Source organism: Microcoleus sp. S13_C5 (assembly GCF_036700845.1).
Lineage (GTDB): Bacteria > Cyanobacteriota > Cyanobacteriia > Cyanobacteriales > Microcoleaceae > Microcoleus.
On the sequence record NZ_JAUBPR010000003.1, the window covers coordinates 44,353 to 59,652 of the forward strand.

Annotated in this window: 14 protein-coding genes and 1 riboswitch; of the genes, 5 read left to right on the forward strand and 9 right to left on the reverse strand. The window is 44.8% G+C overall.

The annotated features are described in order from the left end of the window. Positions 1 to 99 precede the first annotated feature (99 nt). A complete protein-coding gene (locus QUA04_RS01705) occupies positions 100 to 1,176 on the reverse strand; it encodes a metal ABC transporter solute-binding protein, Zn/Mn family (RefSeq protein ID WP_333253178.1) in 1,077 nt (358 codons plus the stop codon). A 90-nt stretch (positions 1,177 to 1,266) separates the two neighbouring features. Here QUA04_RS01705 and QUA04_RS01710 point away from each other — a divergent pair, with 90 nt between their 5' ends. Together QUA04_RS01710 and QUA04_RS01715 are read left to right on the forward strand one after the other, a co-directional pair. Next, complete coding sequence (locus QUA04_RS01710) at positions 1,267 to 1,986, forward strand: metal ABC transporter ATP-binding protein (RefSeq protein WP_333253180.1); 720 nt, start codon at positions 1,267 to 1,269, stop codon at positions 1,984 to 1,986. A gap of 128 nt (positions 1,987 to 2,114) precedes the next feature. Beyond that, complete coding sequence (locus tag QUA04_RS01715) at positions 2,115 to 2,954, forward strand: metal ABC transporter permease (RefSeq protein ID WP_333253182.1); 840 nt, start codon at positions 2,115 to 2,117, stop codon at positions 2,952 to 2,954. A gap of 210 nt (positions 2,955 to 3,164) precedes the next feature. On the opposite strand, the gene QUA04_RS01720 is transcribed toward QUA04_RS01715, so the two are convergent. From QUA04_RS01720 to QUA04_RS01740, 5 genes are all read right to left on the reverse strand, one after another. Next, positions 3,165 to 3,845, reverse strand: coding sequence for a CADD family putative folate metabolism protein (locus QUA04_RS01720; RefSeq protein ID WP_333253184.1), 681 nt, complete (start codon positions 3,843 to 3,845; stop codon positions 3,165 to 3,167). Positions 3,846 to 3,969: 124 nt separating this feature from the next. Next, on the reverse strand, positions 3,970 to 5,058 hold the full coding sequence (locus QUA04_RS01725; protein WP_333253186.1) for a WD40 repeat domain-containing protein: 1,089 nt from the start codon (positions 5,056 to 5,058) through the stop codon (positions 3,970 to 3,972). A gap of 137 nt (positions 5,059 to 5,195) precedes the next feature. Further along, positions 5,196 to 6,167: a GTP-binding protein gene (locus QUA04_RS01730; RefSeq protein ID WP_333253188.1), complete on the reverse strand. Its 972-nt coding sequence runs from the start codon at positions 6,165 to 6,167 to the stop codon at positions 5,196 to 5,198. A 182-nt stretch (positions 6,168 to 6,349) separates the two neighbouring features. Beyond that, positions 6,350 to 7,384 carry a cobalamin biosynthesis protein CobW gene (cobW, locus tag QUA04_RS01735; RefSeq protein WP_333253190.1) on the reverse strand — a complete coding sequence of 345 codons (1,035 nt, stop codon included), beginning with the start codon at positions 7,382 to 7,384 and terminating at the stop codon, positions 6,350 to 6,352. A gap of 193 nt (positions 7,385 to 7,577) precedes the next feature. Then, on the reverse strand, positions 7,578 to 7,988 hold the full coding sequence (locus tag QUA04_RS01740; protein ID WP_333253194.1) for a DUF1636 domain-containing protein: 411 nt from the start codon (positions 7,986 to 7,988) through the stop codon (positions 7,578 to 7,580). Between the two features lie 22 nt (positions 7,989 to 8,010). Continuing rightward, positions 8,011 to 8,157, reverse strand: a riboswitch (cobalamin riboswitch). A gap of 269 nt (positions 8,158 to 8,426) precedes the next feature. Here QUA04_RS01740 and QUA04_RS01745 point away from each other — a divergent pair. Next, on the forward strand, positions 8,427 to 10,409 hold the full coding sequence (locus QUA04_RS01745; RefSeq protein ID WP_333253196.1) for a protein kinase domain-containing protein: 1,983 nt from the start codon (positions 8,427 to 8,429) through the stop codon (positions 10,407 to 10,409). A gap of 114 nt (positions 10,410 to 10,523) precedes the next feature. Then, positions 10,524 to 11,798, forward strand: coding sequence for a serine/threonine-protein kinase (locus QUA04_RS01750; protein ID WP_333253198.1), 1,275 nt, complete (start codon positions 10,524 to 10,526; stop codon positions 11,796 to 11,798). On the opposite strand, the gene QUA04_RS01755 is transcribed toward QUA04_RS01750, so the two are convergent. From QUA04_RS01755 to cynS, 3 genes are all read right to left on the reverse strand, one after another. Beyond that, a complete protein-coding gene (locus QUA04_RS01755; protein ID WP_333253200.1) occupies positions 11,790 to 12,365 on the reverse strand; it encodes a type IV pilin-like G/H family protein in 576 nt (191 codons plus the stop codon). The genes QUA04_RS01750 and QUA04_RS01755 overlap by 9 nt on opposite strands. A gap of 70 nt (positions 12,366 to 12,435) precedes the next feature. After that, a complete protein-coding gene (gene clpX / locus QUA04_RS01760) occupies positions 12,436 to 13,818 on the reverse strand; it encodes an ATP-dependent protease ATP-binding subunit ClpX (RefSeq protein ID WP_333105768.1) in 1,383 nt (460 codons plus the stop codon). A 227-nt stretch (positions 13,819 to 14,045) separates the two neighbouring features. After that, entirely contained in the window at positions 14,046 to 14,489 is a 444-nt protein-coding gene (gene cynS / locus QUA04_RS01765) for a cyanase (RefSeq protein WP_333253202.1), read from the reverse strand. A 446-nt stretch (positions 14,490 to 14,935) separates the two neighbouring features. On the opposite strand from cynS, the gene QUA04_RS01770 reads away from it, so the two are divergent. After that, a complete protein-coding gene (locus QUA04_RS01770; protein ID WP_333253205.1) occupies positions 14,936 to 15,280 on the forward strand; it encodes a slr1659 superfamily regulator in 345 nt (114 codons plus the stop codon). The last annotated feature ends 20 nt before the right edge of the window (positions 15,281 to 15,300 follow it).

Sequence of the window (15,300 nt, forward strand, 5' to 3'; positions counted from 1 at the left end):
CAGCGTTTGCAATCGAAAACCCCTGCGATTGCGAGGGCTGCGTTTTGCTTCTTACCCAGCCAATGTAAGGTGCTTGGTATTAGGCTGACTTTAGAAAGTCTAGGGTTTGGGATTGGGTGCAGTTTCTTTGGCAAAGGGAGTACAATTACCCCCGAGGCCAGAAGTAATAGCGCAAGTATTAGTTTTTAGCATTCCCTGATATGTATCAGCACCAGTGCCGGGGCCACCCAACTCGTCGCTGTAAAGTTCTTTGTCCGAAATTTTGACATTTGCCTCCCTCGCTACAGTCTTCATCAACTTCGGATTAGTTGTGGTTTCGGCAAAAATTGTCGGCACTCCTGTACTCTTAATTTCTGAGGATAATTCGGCAATTCTTGCTGCTGTGGGCTGTTCCTCTGTCGTCACACCTTGCAAAGCGACCGCATTCTCCAAACCGTAAGCATCGGCATAGTAACTCAGAGCATCGTGAGTTGTTACTAGCTTTCGTTTTTGGGCTGGAATAGTCGCAATCTGAGCTTTTATCCAAGTATCTATTTTTTTCAACTCATCTGTTAAGCTTTCTGCATTTTTTGTATAAAGTTGAGTATTGGTGGGGGAAACTTTGATCAATTCGTCCCGAATTGTTTCTACCATACGGATGCCATTTTGAGGGTTATGCCAAACGTGAGGGTCAGGGACTTTTGCGCCTTCTGCATGGGATTGGTTTTCCGCTTTCTCTTCACCATGTTCGTGATCGTCTTTGCCCATTAGCGGTTTGGGAACTGCGAGTTCGTGGACGGCGATTTTGGGTGCGGAATTACTGCTGGATTGAATTAACTTAATGATGCTGGGTTCGTGGTTGTAGCCTCCGTATAAAATCAGATTTGCTGTTTCAATCGCTTTGCGGTCTTCGGGCTTGGTTTGGTAGGTGTGGGGGTCATCTCCCGGCTTAATTAGACACGTGGTGTCGATCGAACTTTGAGCGATTTCTTTAGTTATGTCGCAGATAACGCCAGTCGTGGCGACGACTTTGGGCAAGTTGGCGGCGGGACTGGCTTGAGTTTGAGTTGCAGCGGGACTCTCTGGCGTCCGATTGCTGGCGTTCTGCCCTCCACTGCACCCAACCAGTCCGCAGCCAATTGCCAAAACAGCCGCACCGCACAATCTGCCGCTTTTTCCAGCCCAGTTCTTTAACATTTTCACCTTTGGAACGATAATCGTTATTGCTTTTTCGAGTTATCCTATTCTAGTAGCTACGAACAAGAATCGTTCTCAAAATCTCTAATTATGCTAGAAGTGCAAGACTTAGCTGTCAATTATCGAGGGATTACGGCCCTCAACAACGTGAATTTCCATTTAGAATCGGGACAATTAACAGGTGTGTTCGGCCCCAACGGCGCGGGGAAAAGCACGATGGTGAAAGCGATGCTGGGATTGATCCCGGCCTGTCGGGGTTTGGTCAAATATCAGGGGCGACTGCTGAAGGAACAGTTGTCGCGGGTGGCTTATGTGCCGCAGCGATCGCAAATTGACTGGGATTATCCGATTACTGTGTGGAATGCGGTGATGATGGCGCGAACTGTCCAGACTGGTTGGTTTCGATCGCCCTCGAAGCAGTCCCAAGAATTGGTCAAAGCTGCTTTGCTGCGGGTAGGAATGTGGGATTTGCGCGATCGACAAATTGGCGAACTGTCTGGCGGACAGCAGCAGCGGATTTTCTTAGCAAGGTCGATCGCCCAACAAGCCGATTTATTCTTCTTCGACGAGCCTTTTAACGCGATCGACAAAGCAACAGAAGAAATTATTTTCGATATTTTTGCAGAACTAAAAGCCCAAAATAAAACATTGCTAGTAATTAGTCACGATTTAGGCGAAACTTTAAAACAGTACGATAATTTATTGTTGCTCAACAAGCAGTTAATTGCGACTGGTTCCTGCCGAGAAGTTCTCACCGCAGCCAATATTCAAAAAGCCTATGGATACGATTTAAGTTTAGTTGCGGCGTAAGCAAAAAAAGATTTATCTTTAAAATTGATTGTGGCACGGGCGTCCCGCCTGTGCAGTTGATTGTGGCACGGGCGTCCCCCCTGTGCAGTTGATTGTGGTTGAAAAAACCCTATTATTGACCTAATTCAATGTTAAATTTGCTAATTGAGCCACTCAAATTCGAGTTCATGCGAAATGCGATCGCCGTCGGCGTTTTCCTAGGAATTCTCTGCGCCGTTGTCGGCTCCTACTTAATTGTACAGCAAATGGGAATGATGGTTGACATGATTGCCCATTCAGTATTAGCAGGATTGCCGGTTGCTTTTTCTTTAGGTTTCAATATTTCGATCGGCGCCTTTATCTCGGGAATTATCAGCGCCGTGATTATGGCGTGGATTCAATCGCAATCGCGCCTAAAAATTGATGCAGTCATGGCCTTAATTTTATCTACATTTTTAGCCATTAGCGTCATGCTGATTAGCATATTGCGAACCACCAAATTAGATTTAGACGGTTTTTTGTTTGGGAATATCTTATCAGTTGCACCGACGGATGTACAGCAGACTTTTGTGATAACGTTGATAATTTTGGTGGCGGTTAAACTCCTTTACAAAGAACTGCTATTCTATACTTTTGACCCCCTGGGGGCGCAAGCGTGCGGTTTGCCTGTAAACTGGATTTATTTGGGGATGATTTCGGCAATTACGCTGACGATTGTTGCGAGTTTGCAAACCGTGGGGGCGCTGTTAGTAATTTCGCTATTAATCGGGCCGGGAATAACGGCGTATTTGTTGGTAAAAGAGCTACATTTAATGATGGGATTAGGAGCCGTTATTGGGATTATAGCTAGCGTGAGCGGTATGTATCTCAGCTATTATTTGAATATGCCATCTGGTGCGGCAATTGTATTAGTGGTTTTTGGGTTATTTTTAGTAGCTTTGCTGTTCAGTCCCAGCCAAGGGATTTTGACAAGAAAGAGAGGAGAATGAGTACCGAGATGGTTCGTGAGGAGGGGCGGGTTTTGTTGTGAGATTGTTGGCGATCGCCAAAATCACTGGCTAAACCCGCCCTACAAATTATGCGTTTTTTACGCTTAAGCTAAGCAGCATTTAAATTGCATCTAAAAAAATAATTAGACTCTTGTGGGGTGGGCTTTGATCAACACCCCAAATAGGCAATTTAAATGCAGTACAGCTTACTTACTTAGCTTGACAATAAGCTTCGTAAACGCCGTCAAGCAGTAAATTGAGAGCAAAAGTTGCTTTCTCGGCAGCTAACAGCGCTTCTTGTTTTGCTTCTTCAGTTTGGCAAAGTTCTAACAGCGCTTCGCAGGTGGCTTGCGAGTGGAACTCGTCGGCTTTTTCGTGGACTTTAAAGAAAGACAAAGCAGCTTCTGAATCGATGCCGTAAAATTCCTTCAAACCAGCAATTTTGGTTGTAGAAACTTCGGGGATTTGCGCTTCGTAAGCGTAAAGGGCGGCTAAACCTGTGACGGGCGATTCGCTGCGCGCTAAGTCTTTGAGAATGCGAACGGATTCACTGGTTTTTTCTAAGTGTTCGTGATCGATAACTGCATTTCTGTCTAAACCCAAACCTTCGGCAAAGCGCAGCCACAGTTCAGGGTGATTAGCAGCGCCTCTCTCTTCTTCTATCAGGTTTTCGAGGAGCATTTGACGAATTTTGATGTCGTCACAGGCGGCGTGCGTAGCGCTGACATAGGTGGGGAAGTTGTGGACTTGCAGATAGTATTCTTTGGCGTACTCTTGCAGCATTGCCAGGTCGAGTTTACCTTCGTTCCACATTTGGTAGAACGGGTGTTTCAGCAGGTGGTTTTTGTCGAGAATCGTGTTGAGTTGTTCGAGAAATTGCTGTTGGGTCATAATTGTCGATCGCCTTTGAGGATAGTGCAGCCACTAAAATGGTATTGTAATCTAGCATTTTGTCAAGACCAAGTTTTCAATTTTTCTCTTTTGGTCAAACTGGTGCGCTCGCCCTACTACCAACTTACCACCCCCCGAACCCTTTGCTGCCCATAGATTGTGACCAAACCAGCAATTCACCTCCACAACCGCCAGCGGCGAGAAACTGGCCTTCGGGATGCCATGCCAGACAGGAAAAACCGCCCTCTGCACCTTCTAGAATTTGCAGCAATTGTTCTGCTTCATACCACAAACAAACTTGACCGTCTGCGGCTGCGGAAGCTAATAAAAATGTGCTAGGTTGAAAGGCGATCGCATTTACCACATTTTCATGCACCTCTAACCCCCAAGAATCCCAACCGACTCTTTCATCAGCGTCTCTTTCCCAGACCGAAATGCCTTGAGAACTCGAAGCAGCTAACAAAGGTGCACCCAAAGAATTAGTTTTACCAGACCAAGCTAACTCTCGAACTTTCCCGGGAAAACCCTGCATTACCCACGGTTCAAAATTGCCCCATTCATTAACAATTAGAGTATTGTCCATATTGCCGCAAGCTAAATATTCCCCATGTGGCGACCAAGCAATTGCACCGGTTGCAGAGGGTACTGATAAAATTTCCGGGTCTTCGTCCCAGTCTTCGCCATGCCAAACTTTGACGCCTTGATAGCCGCTAACTGCCAGATATTGAACCATCGGATGCCATGCTAAATCGAGGATAGATGATGAGTCGAAATTCAGCGTTACTTCAACAACATTATCCTCAGCATTCCATACTTGAACGTAGCGGCCCATACTGAAAGCTAACTGGTTGCAGTTGGGACTCCAAGCTAACTTATCAACCCAGACGCGGTGGTTATCCAAATCAGCAATTAATTCCCCAGAATTAACGCGCCAAATTCGCACTTTTCCATCTTGTCCGCCAGCAGCTAGGAATTGACTGTCGCGGGAAAAAGACAAGCAATCGGCTGATTTACCCGTGGCAGTTTGTAGGGTTTGCAAGGACAATTCATGAATTGCCCCTACTTTCGCCAGCATCACTTCGCCCGCAGCAGAACAGACTGCTAAAGTTGTGCCATCGGGCGACCAAGTAACAGCAGTTACGTAGTCAGATAGCATGGCTTCGGCATGAAGTTCCAGGGTTTGTTCACTTTTCTTTGTCTTTTTGTTACCCATATTTATTGAAGCTGAAATGTTGCACTCTTCTTAAGAACGGGCAAGATGCCCGTTCCACAAGGAATGAATTTTATTCTTGTGGAACAGGCATCTTACCTGTTCCTAAAAGGCTTATTAAAAATGGTTCAATATGTCAGTTAAACCAGACATTTCCGAAAATCCTCTCGCAATTGATTTTCGTTTAAATTGCGACCGATGAACACAAGCTCGTTTTTCGGAATTTCGGTAGCTTTCCAAGGTCTATCCAGCCGGCCATCGAACACCATATGTACTCCTTGGAAAACAAATCGCTGGTTGTCTCCGGCGATATTCAAAATGCCTTTTGTCCGAAAGATATTCGGGCCTTGAGTTCGCAACAATTCCTCAATCCAATCGCTAAATTTGTTGCGGTCAATAGCACCGGGTTCTACTATTGCTACTGAGGTAACAGTTTCGTCGTGTTCGTGAGTGTGTTCGCCTAAAAAGTCGGGTTCGATTTCTAATGCCCGGTTCAAATCAAATGCTTTAACGCCCAATAAAGCATCCATTGCTAATTCTGCGTTGCGGGTGCGGTGAATTTTAGCCATTGCATTCATGGCGCGAATTCGCTTTTCTAATTCTGCCAATTCTTCGTCAGTCACTAAATCAGTTTTGTTTAATAAAACTACATCAGCGAAGGCAATTTGTTCTTGAGCTTCGTCTGCGTCCCAGTGCTGCCAGATGTGCTTGGCATCGACTACGGTGACAACTGCATCTAGCAGCAATTGATCCCGCATATCTTCGTCTACAAAAAACGTTTGAATTACTGGTGCGGGGTCGGCTAAACCTGTGGTTTCGATGACTATGTGGTCGAATTTGTCTCGCCGCTTCATTAAGTTGCCGATAATCCGAATTAAATCACCTCGGACTGTACAGCAAATGCAGCCGTTGTTCATCTCGAAAATTTCTTCATCGGCATCAATTATCAGTTGGTTGTCAATGCCTACTTCGCCGAATTCGTTGACGATGACTGCAACTTTTTTGCCGTGTTCCTCTGTTAAAATTCGGTTGAGTAGCGTGGTTTTGCCTGCACCTAAATAGCCCGTGAGAACGGTAACAGGAACTGATTCGATCGCCCCAGCAGTCACCATACTTGACCTCGATTATTGTACAATGATAACCATTATCGCTATTTTACACCAGACTTGCTGGCAGTGACCACAATATTAAATAATGTTAATAAATTGTTCGTGAGAGCTTGGAGGGGCGAGTTTTACCAAAAATATTTGCTGCAATTCAAAATATCGATCAACCCGCCCCTCTCAGATGACAATTAATTGTTAATCATCGCTGCAATTCGATCGCGCTCTAACTCTCGACCGATCAGCACTAATTTGGTCTGCCGGAGTTCGGAAGGTTGCCAAGGGCGATCGTAAAAATATTCTATCCGCGAACCCACACCTTGCAACACCATCCTCATCGGTTTCTTGGGAACCGCCACAAACCCTTTAATCCGATAGATTTCCTCCTGCTGCATTAAGGATTGCAGTTTTTTCACCAAAGCTTCAGGTTCAAATTCGCGATCGGCAATAAAGAAAGTCGAGTTAATATCATCATCATGTTCGTGTTCCTCCTCAGTGTCGTGGTGACTCGGACGAGACTCCAAATCATCCTCAACCGCCGCATTAAATCCCATTAGCACATCGGGGTTAATTTCGCCACCTTTGCAAGGCACAATTTTCACACTCGGACGCAACTCTTGTTGCAACCAGCTTTGGACTTTCTTGTGAGTTTCAGCATCTACGCGATCGACCTTCGTTAAAAGTACCATATCGGCACAGGCTAACTGGTCTTCAAACAATTCCTCGATCGGAGTTTCGTGATCTAAACTAGAATCAGCCTGTCGCTGTGCCATCAAAGCATCGATATCACCGACAAAAGAACCGCTAGCAATAGCTTCGCAATCGACAACAGCAACAACACCGTCCACTGTAGCACCGGTGCGAATTTCCGGCCAGCGAAAAGCTTGAATTAAAGGTTTAGGAAGTGCGAGACCCGAAGTCTCAATTAAGATACAATCAATTTGTTCTCGGCGCTTCAACAATTCCTGCATAGTCGGCAAGAATTCCTCTTGAACAGTGCAGCAAAGACAACCATTTGTTAGTTCAACAATATTGCTGCCCACATTTTCTTCTTCGTCGCAAACTTGGCAATCGCGCAGCAATTCTCCGTCAATACCGATTTCGCCAAATTCGTTAACCAGAACAGCAATGCGGCGACCTTGATTATTTTGCAATAAGTGGCGAATTAAGGTAGTTTTGCCGCTACCGAGAAAACCAGTGATGACAGTAACAGGAATTTTGTGCATTGATAATTTTGTGCTTATTTGGTGGTGGGATATCTCGTTCCCAGGCTCTGCCTGGGAATGCTAATCTAGAGGCTCTGCCTCGCTGGAGTAAAGGAGCGCTTTTAATACGAGGCTCTTCCTCCTCTGGGTACGCGTTACCAGGCCAAGCCTAGGAACGATAAGGAAAAAACTAAAGTCCTTACTACAAAGCTATCTAATTTGGTAGTGGTGGAATCTTTGCTAAAACACCTTTTTTCAGAGCTTGAGGACGCTCAGACCAAGGCAACAAACCGTCCGGTTTAGCATAGTATTGACCCGCGCATTCGAGTACCGCCTCGACGCTTTCCGACTCATTTGCTGGTAAATCACCAAACAGATAAGTGTACTTTCCAACAGCAGCAAAAGACACCGCACAAGAGTGACTGCAAGCACTCATGCACTCAACCTCTTGAATCTCAAACTTATCATAAAACTCCCAATCTTTAGCGAGTTGCGACAAATTTTCCATGAATTGTTGACCGCCGCTTTTGCCTTCGCGCTTGCCGTTTTTCCAAACACTAGCGCAAGCAGTGCAAACAAACAGACTGTGCTTTGTGCGTACAGCCGTGTTAATTCCATCCATCATCCGTACCTCGCAGATGCGTTCAAAAGTGAGTTAGATATCGGCGGGCATTCTGACTTGAGAAACCACAAGGGTTTCATTACAGTTGCGGGACAGCGCCGGACTTGCACCGAACTTTCCCCGTTTCCTCTAACGGCTGCTCCCCGCTAGAACCGATCGCGAAATCACATCATACCGCACTTGCCGCCTTTTTTCAAAAAAGTTATGTTGGTAATGTCGATCCATCCCAAAAAAAATAACTCTTTGTGGAACAGGCATCTTGCCTGTTGCTGACAGGATATAACCCCACAAAAAAAAATAACTCTTTGTGGAACAGGCATCTTGCCTGTTGCTGACAGGATAGAAGCCCATCCAATAAAAATTCACTGTTTGTGTAACAGGCATCTTGCCTGTTAATGACGGGCTAGAAGACCATCCCACAAGAACATTACTACAAACTATATGAACGCCTTCCCCGATTTTTCCACTCACGGCTATCAGATTGAAAAAAAACTCGGACACAACAGTCTCGGCGGCCGAGTTACATACTTAGCGAAAAATACGAATACTCAACAAAAATTAGTGGTAATTAAGCAATTTCAATTTGCCCAATTAGGTGCTAGCTGGACAGAATACGAAGCTTACGAACAAGAAATTCAAGTTTTGCAAAATCTGGATTCCCCGGGCATTCCCCGCTATCTCGATTCTTTTCAAACTAACAGCGGTTTCTGCATGGTGCAGGAATACAAAAATGCCGAATCTGCTGTCGCGCGGACTTTTTCGCCGCCGGATATCAAGCAAATTGCGATCGCAACTTTAGAGATTTTAGTTGACCTGCAATCTCAGAAACCGCCGATAATTCACCGCGACATTAAGCCAGAAAACTTGTTAATAGATGACGAACTCCACGTTTATTTAGTAGACTTCGGTTTTGCTCGGCTAGGAGGTGGAAATATCGCGGCTAGCAGCGTCGTCAAAGGCACGATGGGATTCATGCCACCCGAACAAATGTTCAACCGAAAATTAACAAAAGCATCCGACCTTTACGGCTTGGGGATAACGCTGATTTGTTTGTTAACTGGGACAAAATCGGCGGATGTCGGTAATTTAGTTGATGCCAATTATGGCATTCATTTCCGGCATTTAGTACCGCCATTGCAGCAAGGTTGGATGAATTGGCTGGAAAGGATGGTAGCGCCGAGATTGCAAGACAGATATCCATCGGCTGCGGATGCTTTAACTGCGCTAGAATCTTTGGATGTCAGCAGCTTGCCGAAAGTGAGAATTGAGCGCGATCGCATTCAATTCACTGCTACTGAATATGGAGAAATCTTAACACAAACTATTGCAATTAGCAACCCAATTCCCGATACAAGGCTTTGTGGCAGGTGGCAAGTCGCGCCGCATCCGAACGATCCGCCCCACACGCCCTACGACCACTCTTGGATCTCCTTTGAACCGCAGGCATTTGAAAGCAATGATATCGAGTGCACAATCGCCGTCGATACGAGCCAATTGCTGGCAAGTCAAACTTACAACCGCCAAATCATCTTGCGCGCAAATTCTGAACCAGAAACTCATACAATAGAATTACAAGTCACCACATCTGCCCTACCAGTACCGCAAAGAACTAACGCTTTGTCTGTCAGCAGGCTGGCTTTTATGTGCAGTTTTATTTTAGCAGGTTTTATGCTGCACCAGATTGCAAGCCCCAACTTCTTTGACGACAAAGATACCGAGAATTATATTGTTACTACCATTTTTATGAGTGTATTATTGGGAGTGTCAGTTGCTGAGATCACAAGCACGACCAAATTCAATAAATACAAGTCTAATTGGTTCGGAGCGTTATTTTTAGGGGCAATAGTAGCTCTATTTTCGGTTTTATTGATGAGTCCTTTAACGTATACTAATCCTTCCCTCTCTAACAGTAATATAAATCAGTTTATTATTATAGTGGTTGTTCCTATAGCATTAACTTTACTGGGAGCTTGGGTCGGCAATATAATGAATGTTATCGCTGTAGTGGCTTTGCTATTTTTATTAGTTTCATTGTGTAGCTTGATGGGAGCGGGATGGTTTATGATTATTGTGCCGATCGCATTCGTGATGTTGATATCCGCTTTGGCTTACGCGCTCGTCAATCCGATAGCTAACAATCTAGTCTCCGAGCAGACAACCAGAAAAGTTCTTAAAGTAGATGCTGCCAAAATAGCCTTTCTTACTGCCGGCTTTTGTACTAGCTTGGGAGCAGCATTTCGACTGTTTTTAAAATTAGGTACTCAATTAGAATGGGTGGAACCAATGGAAATGATAGCTGTAGGAGGAACAACAATGGCATCTCTAGCCGTCACTGCGATTCCGTTAATTGACCTGATTCTTTTTAAACCAAAAAGAATTATTGCCAAGTATCGCAAATCTCAACCCAATTTAATCAAACCGTAAAAACTTGTTCGTAGTAAGGACTGAAGTCCTTACTACGAACTTTTTCAGGACTGAAGTGCTGACTACAAGCTTTTTCAGGACTGAAGTCCTTACTACAAACCTTACAACTTACCTATGAATGCTTTTCCTGACTTTTCCAAATACGGCTATCAAATAACTCGCGAACTCGGACACAATCGCGCAGGCGGCCGCGTTACCTATCTGGCTACCGAAATTAATACAAAATGTTCGGTTGTTATCAAACAATTTCAATTTGCCCGCACCGGTGCTAATTGGTCAGAATATCAAGCTTACGAAAAAGAAATTCAAATTTTGCGAGAACTCGACCATCCCAGTATTCCCCGCTATTTAGATTCCTTCCAAACCGCGTCGGGTTTCTGCATGGTGCAAGAATACAAAAATGCTCCTTCTTTGGCAAATTCTGGCCGCTGGAATCCCGAACAAATCAAGCAAATTGCTATTTCTGTTTTAGAAATACTTAAATATCTACAAAACCGCATTCCGCCAGTCATCCACAAAGATTTAAAACCAGAAAATATCTTAGTAAATGACCGGATGAATGTCAGCCTTGTCGATTTCGGATTTGCTAGAATCGGCGGGGGAGAAGTGGCCGCTAGCAGCGTTGTTAAAGGCACTTTGGGCTTTATGCCGCCAGAACAAATGTTCAACCGCCAGCTAACTGTTGCATCGGATTTATACAGTCTCGGCGCGACGCTAATTTGCTTGCTAATCGGCATCAATTCTACCGAAGTTGGCAGTTTGATGGACGATACCGGGCGGATAAATTTTAAACATCGCTTGCCGCAGCTAACTCCAGAATTTCTTGAGTGGCTGCAAAAAATGGTGGAACCTAATTTCAAACACCGCTATCCTTCCGCAGATGCTGCCCTCAATGCTTTGATTCCCCTAGAGGTAGTTCAGCAGCGTAACAAGTCAAAACTCGCACTGATATCAGTCGGATTATTAACAGCAATTGCTGCTATTTTTATTCCTTTGTTCTGGAAATTTCCCGAACCTCAAACAGCAGTCGATCTCAAACCAGTAATCAACGAAGCAAAGTTAAATCCTCAGACTCAAGTGATGTTAACTGACGAACTAGAATCGACAAAAACTAGAGATTTTTGGTCTTTGAAGCAAAACAAAAAAGTCTATTTTGCTGTAAGTGCTGCTAACTTGCGAGAAGGAGAATATAGAAGTTATTGTAAGGTTGTCAACCCTCAAGGACTATTCGCAGCCCAAAGTCAATCTTATTTAAAAACGACGGGCGAGCGATTAAATACTTGGTGCTGGTACAATTTTAAAAAGGATGATAAGCCGGGAAATTGGAAGTTTGAATTTTACTTAGACGGTGAAAGAGTGGCGCAAAATAGTTTCAAGGTCTTACCTTAACATTGTTGTTCCGGGCTGGCAGTGAATTGCTTTGCCGTCAAAAGTTGGCGGATTCCAAGTTTCTGCATAAGTTGGGTTCTCCCCATTGTTCTCGCAAATGGCAGCAATCGTTGTTATCATATCGCTATCCTTTTCTTTGAAAGCAAATACTGCGCCCGTGTATGATTTCCCGGTACTCATATCATTAGGTTTGGCAATCGCGATCGCGCTTTCAAATTGTGCCGTTTCGCGCTGATTCTGCAAGGTTTGAACTGGCCCCATTGACGATCCGATCGTGTAATTATGGTTATCTGCCTGTTCTTTAATTCCCAGACCCAATTTTGCAATGGAATCGCTAAATTGACCGTATTTTGCATAGTAAGCTTGCTGCGCTCGATTGATGCTAGCAATATATTGTTTTGCTTCCGAGGATTTCGTATCGCTTAAGATCGATAGTGTACCGAGTTTAAAATCGTAACATGGCGCTATTATGCCAGCCACAAGCGCGCTGTAAATTGCAATCCTCGGCAGCAAACTGGATACTGGCAATCTCGATTTTTTACTGACTTTAGCTACATTGACTGACATTTTTTAAGCTGCCATAAAGTAAATTTGCCAAGCTTGTAGGGTGCGCCACAAGCACCCTACAAGCTATAAATTATGCAGTTTCGTGCTGTTTGTGCCATGCGGGATGCCACAGCAATTCAGCAGTCGATCGCTTCTCGACCATCTCAGGAGTAATCATACAGTTAGCCACATCCTTGCGAGAAGGCAACTCGTACATGACATCGAGCATTAACTCCTCTAAAATGCTGCGGAGAGCTCTGGCGCCAGTTTTGCGGCGGTAGGCTTCCTGGGCGATCGCCCGTAGCGCTTCCGGCTGGAATTCCAATTCCACGCTGTCCATCTTCAACAGCTTTTGATACTGCTTCACCAGCGCATTCCGGGGCTCGGTCAATATCTGCATCAAAGCTGCTTCATCCAGCGGCGAAATCACCGTCACCACCGGTATCCGCCCGACAAACTCAGGAATCAAACCAAACTTGACTAAATCGTCCGGCTGTACCTGCTGCAAAATATCAGCGGCCCGCTTATCTTTCGCCGGCAAAGTTGAGTTGCTGTCGCTTTCTGTTGGCTGAATAAAGCCCAAGGATTTTTTACCCAAACGCTGTTCAACTATTTTTTCCAAACCGACAAAAGCACCGCCACAAATAAATAGAATTTTGCTAGTGTCAACTTGAATAAAATCTTGGTAAGGATGTTTGCGGCCACCTTGCGGGGGCACGTTAACCACCGTTCCTTCCAACATTTTTAGCAGCGCTTGCTGGACTCCTTCTCCTGATACATCCCTAGTGATCGAAGTGTTTTCGCTTTTGCGAGCAATCTTGTCAATTTCATCAATATAAATAATGCCCCGCTGCGCCGCTTCGACATCAAAATCCGACATTTGCAACAGCCGCAGCAAGATATTTTCTACATCGTCGCCCACATATCCAGCTTCTGTCAGTGTCGTCGCATCCGCTACCGCAAACGGCACTTCGAGCATTTGCGCCAAACTTTGCGCTAACAAAGTTTTGCCACAACCTGTGGGGCCCACTAGGAGGATGTTGGATTTTTGCAATTCTACATCGCTGTCAGGGGAAGACTTGTCGCTATCTTTAGCTTGGTCAACGCTCAAGCGCTTGTAGTGGTTATAAACTGCTACAGAAAGGACTTTTTTTGCTGAATGCTGGCCGATAACGTGGTTGTCTAAATGCTGCTTAATCTCTGTTGGTTTCGGAATTTGAGCTAAAACAATTTTCGATTTGTTCGATCGACCCGGCCGCCGCGTTCCTTGTCCCTGAGACTCTCGCACCTCTGATTGGGGAATCTGTTGACCAATTGTTTTACTGGAGTCAAAGAACTCCTCCTCTAAAATTTCATTGCACAGTTCCACGCATTCATCGCAAATGTAGACGCCGGGCCCAGCTATTAACTTGCGGACGTACTCTTGCGACTTGCCGCAAAAGGAGCATCTGAGATGGGAGTCATATTTTGACATATTTGCCTCTTAATTTACGGTTGCGGTTGCTTGTTTCGACTGGGGAAGTTGCCGCGGGAGTGACCTTAGCTGTGCCCTAGAAGGGTTTCCCGATCGGACACCCAAGCCAGTCAAGCTTCGCGATCTCTGTTTCTAAGTTAACACTTTTGAGGCTTTAGTCATTAGTCATGAGTCATTCGAGCAAATTTGAATTTTTAATTCTCACTTAAAAGTAAAGCCGCACGGGCTTACCATTTTTTGTATTCCAAAAATTTTCCCGACATAATTATTTTCACTCGATCGCCTTTTGGGTCTGCTTCTTTCTCGACATCCAAAGTAAAGTCGATCGCGCTCATAATCCCGTCACCAAATTTTTCGTGAATCACTGCTTTGATTGGCATCCCGTAAACCTGCAGAATTTCATAAAAACGATAAATCAGAGGGTCAACCGGAACCGAGGCTTCCAAAGAACCTTTTAACGGAGGTTCACAGAGAACCGCAGCCGTCTCGCTATCTAGTCCCAAAGCCGAGACAATTTTCTCGGATTCATCTTCTGATGCGGTAGCTTGACGGTAAATAACCGCGGCAATCCAAACTTCGTCGCGCCCCAAAACTTTTTCCAAATCTGCAAAACTAATTCCCTTAGCTTTTTTAGCCGCCAAAAGCTTTTCTGTAATTCCTGAAATTGCCATTAAATATTCTCCGCTTCTCTTCAGTGTCAGATGTGAAATATGTCTCACATATTGCGAATTTTGTCAAGGCTAACTTGAGAAAATAAATCGACTTGATAGCTCTGAACTTCAGCCAAAGTTGGTCTCGTCAACCCCCACAACTCATACAAGTTGAGATTTAAGATTTGAAATGTTAGATTGGCAATGACTGATGACTATCAGGGTTTGGAGCTAGTCAACAGTTGCATTCTTTTTTCCAACTGGTATCACAACTGGTAAATCCTAAAATAACTCCTAACTGCCCTGCGGCAATGGTACAGTTGGCAGTATATGTAATAAAAGTTACACACGCAAAGGCCTTCGGCATTCGGCAAACGGCTGAATTTTGATCGTGCTACCCTGAAGCTCAATCCTCGCTCACGCAGGCAAAGCCCCTTTACCACTCAAAACCGGCAACTGACAAAAGTATGGAGATTCAGACCAAAGATTACACGATCGAGTACGATCAGGCTACGCAAACAGTCACCTGTAGCGGCTCGTTCCGACTCAGCCAGGTGGAAGAATACGCACCGATCGTCGATCTGCTCAACGAAGTGGCTGACTCCTGCCTAAACACGGTGACTCTAGACTTGCGAAAGCTAGAATTTTTAAATAGTTCTGGAATTAATATTTTCTCAAAATTTGTGATCAAAGTGCGCCAGCAAAAAAATATTCAAATCGCCATCAAAGGTTCTAAACAGATCCCCTGGCAGATAAAATCCCTGAAAAACTTGCAGAGGCTGATGCCTTCCTTGCACTTAGAATTGGAATAATAGCGAAAAAGGTAAAGATC

Bases quoted from the DNA above. Each gene is read 5' to 3' on its own strand.
- QUA04_RS01745 (WP_333253196.1), top strand. From the start codon at position 8,427: ATGAACGCCTTCCCCGATTTTTCCACTCACGGCTATCAGATTGAAAAA.
- QUA04_RS01730 (WP_333253188.1), bottom strand. From the start codon at position 6,167: ATGGTGACTGCTGGGGCGATCGAATCAGTTCCTGTTACCGTTCTCACG.
- QUA04_RS01715 (WP_333253182.1), top strand. From the start codon at position 2,115: ATGTTAAATTTGCTAATTGAGCCACTCAAATTCGAGTTCATGCGAAAT.
- QUA04_RS01725 (WP_333253186.1), bottom strand. From the start codon at position 5,058: ATGGGTAACAAAAAGACAAAGAAAAGTGAACAAACCCTGGAACTTCAT.
- cobW (WP_333253190.1), bottom strand. From the start codon at position 7,384: ATGCACAAAATTCCTGTTACTGTCATCACTGGTTTTCTCGGTAGCGGC.
- QUA04_RS01710 (WP_333253180.1), top strand. From the start codon at position 1,267: ATGCTAGAAGTGCAAGACTTAGCTGTCAATTATCGAGGGATTACGGCC.
- QUA04_RS01755 (WP_333253200.1), bottom strand. From the start codon at position 12,365: ATGTCAGTCAATGTAGCTAAAGTCAGTAAAAAATCGAGATTGCCAGTA.
- QUA04_RS01750 (WP_333253198.1), top strand. From the start codon at position 10,524: ATGAATGCTTTTCCTGACTTTTCCAAATACGGCTATCAAATAACTCGC.
- cynS (WP_333253202.1), bottom strand. From the start codon at position 14,489: ATGGCAATTTCAGGAATTACAGAAAAGCTTTTGGCGGCTAAAAAAGCT.
- QUA04_RS01770 (WP_333253205.1), top strand. From the start codon at position 14,936: ATGGAGATTCAGACCAAAGATTACACGATCGAGTACGATCAGGCTACG.
- QUA04_RS01720 (WP_333253184.1), bottom strand. From the start codon at position 3,845: ATGACCCAACAGCAATTTCTCGAACAACTCAACACGATTCTCGACAAA.
- QUA04_RS01705 (WP_333253178.1), bottom strand. From the start codon at position 1,176: ATGTTAAAGAACTGGGCTGGAAAAAGCGGCAGATTGTGCGGTGCGGCT.
- clpX (WP_333105768.1), bottom strand. From the start codon at position 13,818: ATGTCAAAATATGACTCCCATCTCAGATGCTCCTTTTGCGGCAAGTCG.
- QUA04_RS01740 (WP_333253194.1), bottom strand. From the start codon at position 7,988: ATGATGGATGGAATTAACACGGCTGTACGCACAAAGCACAGTCTGTTT.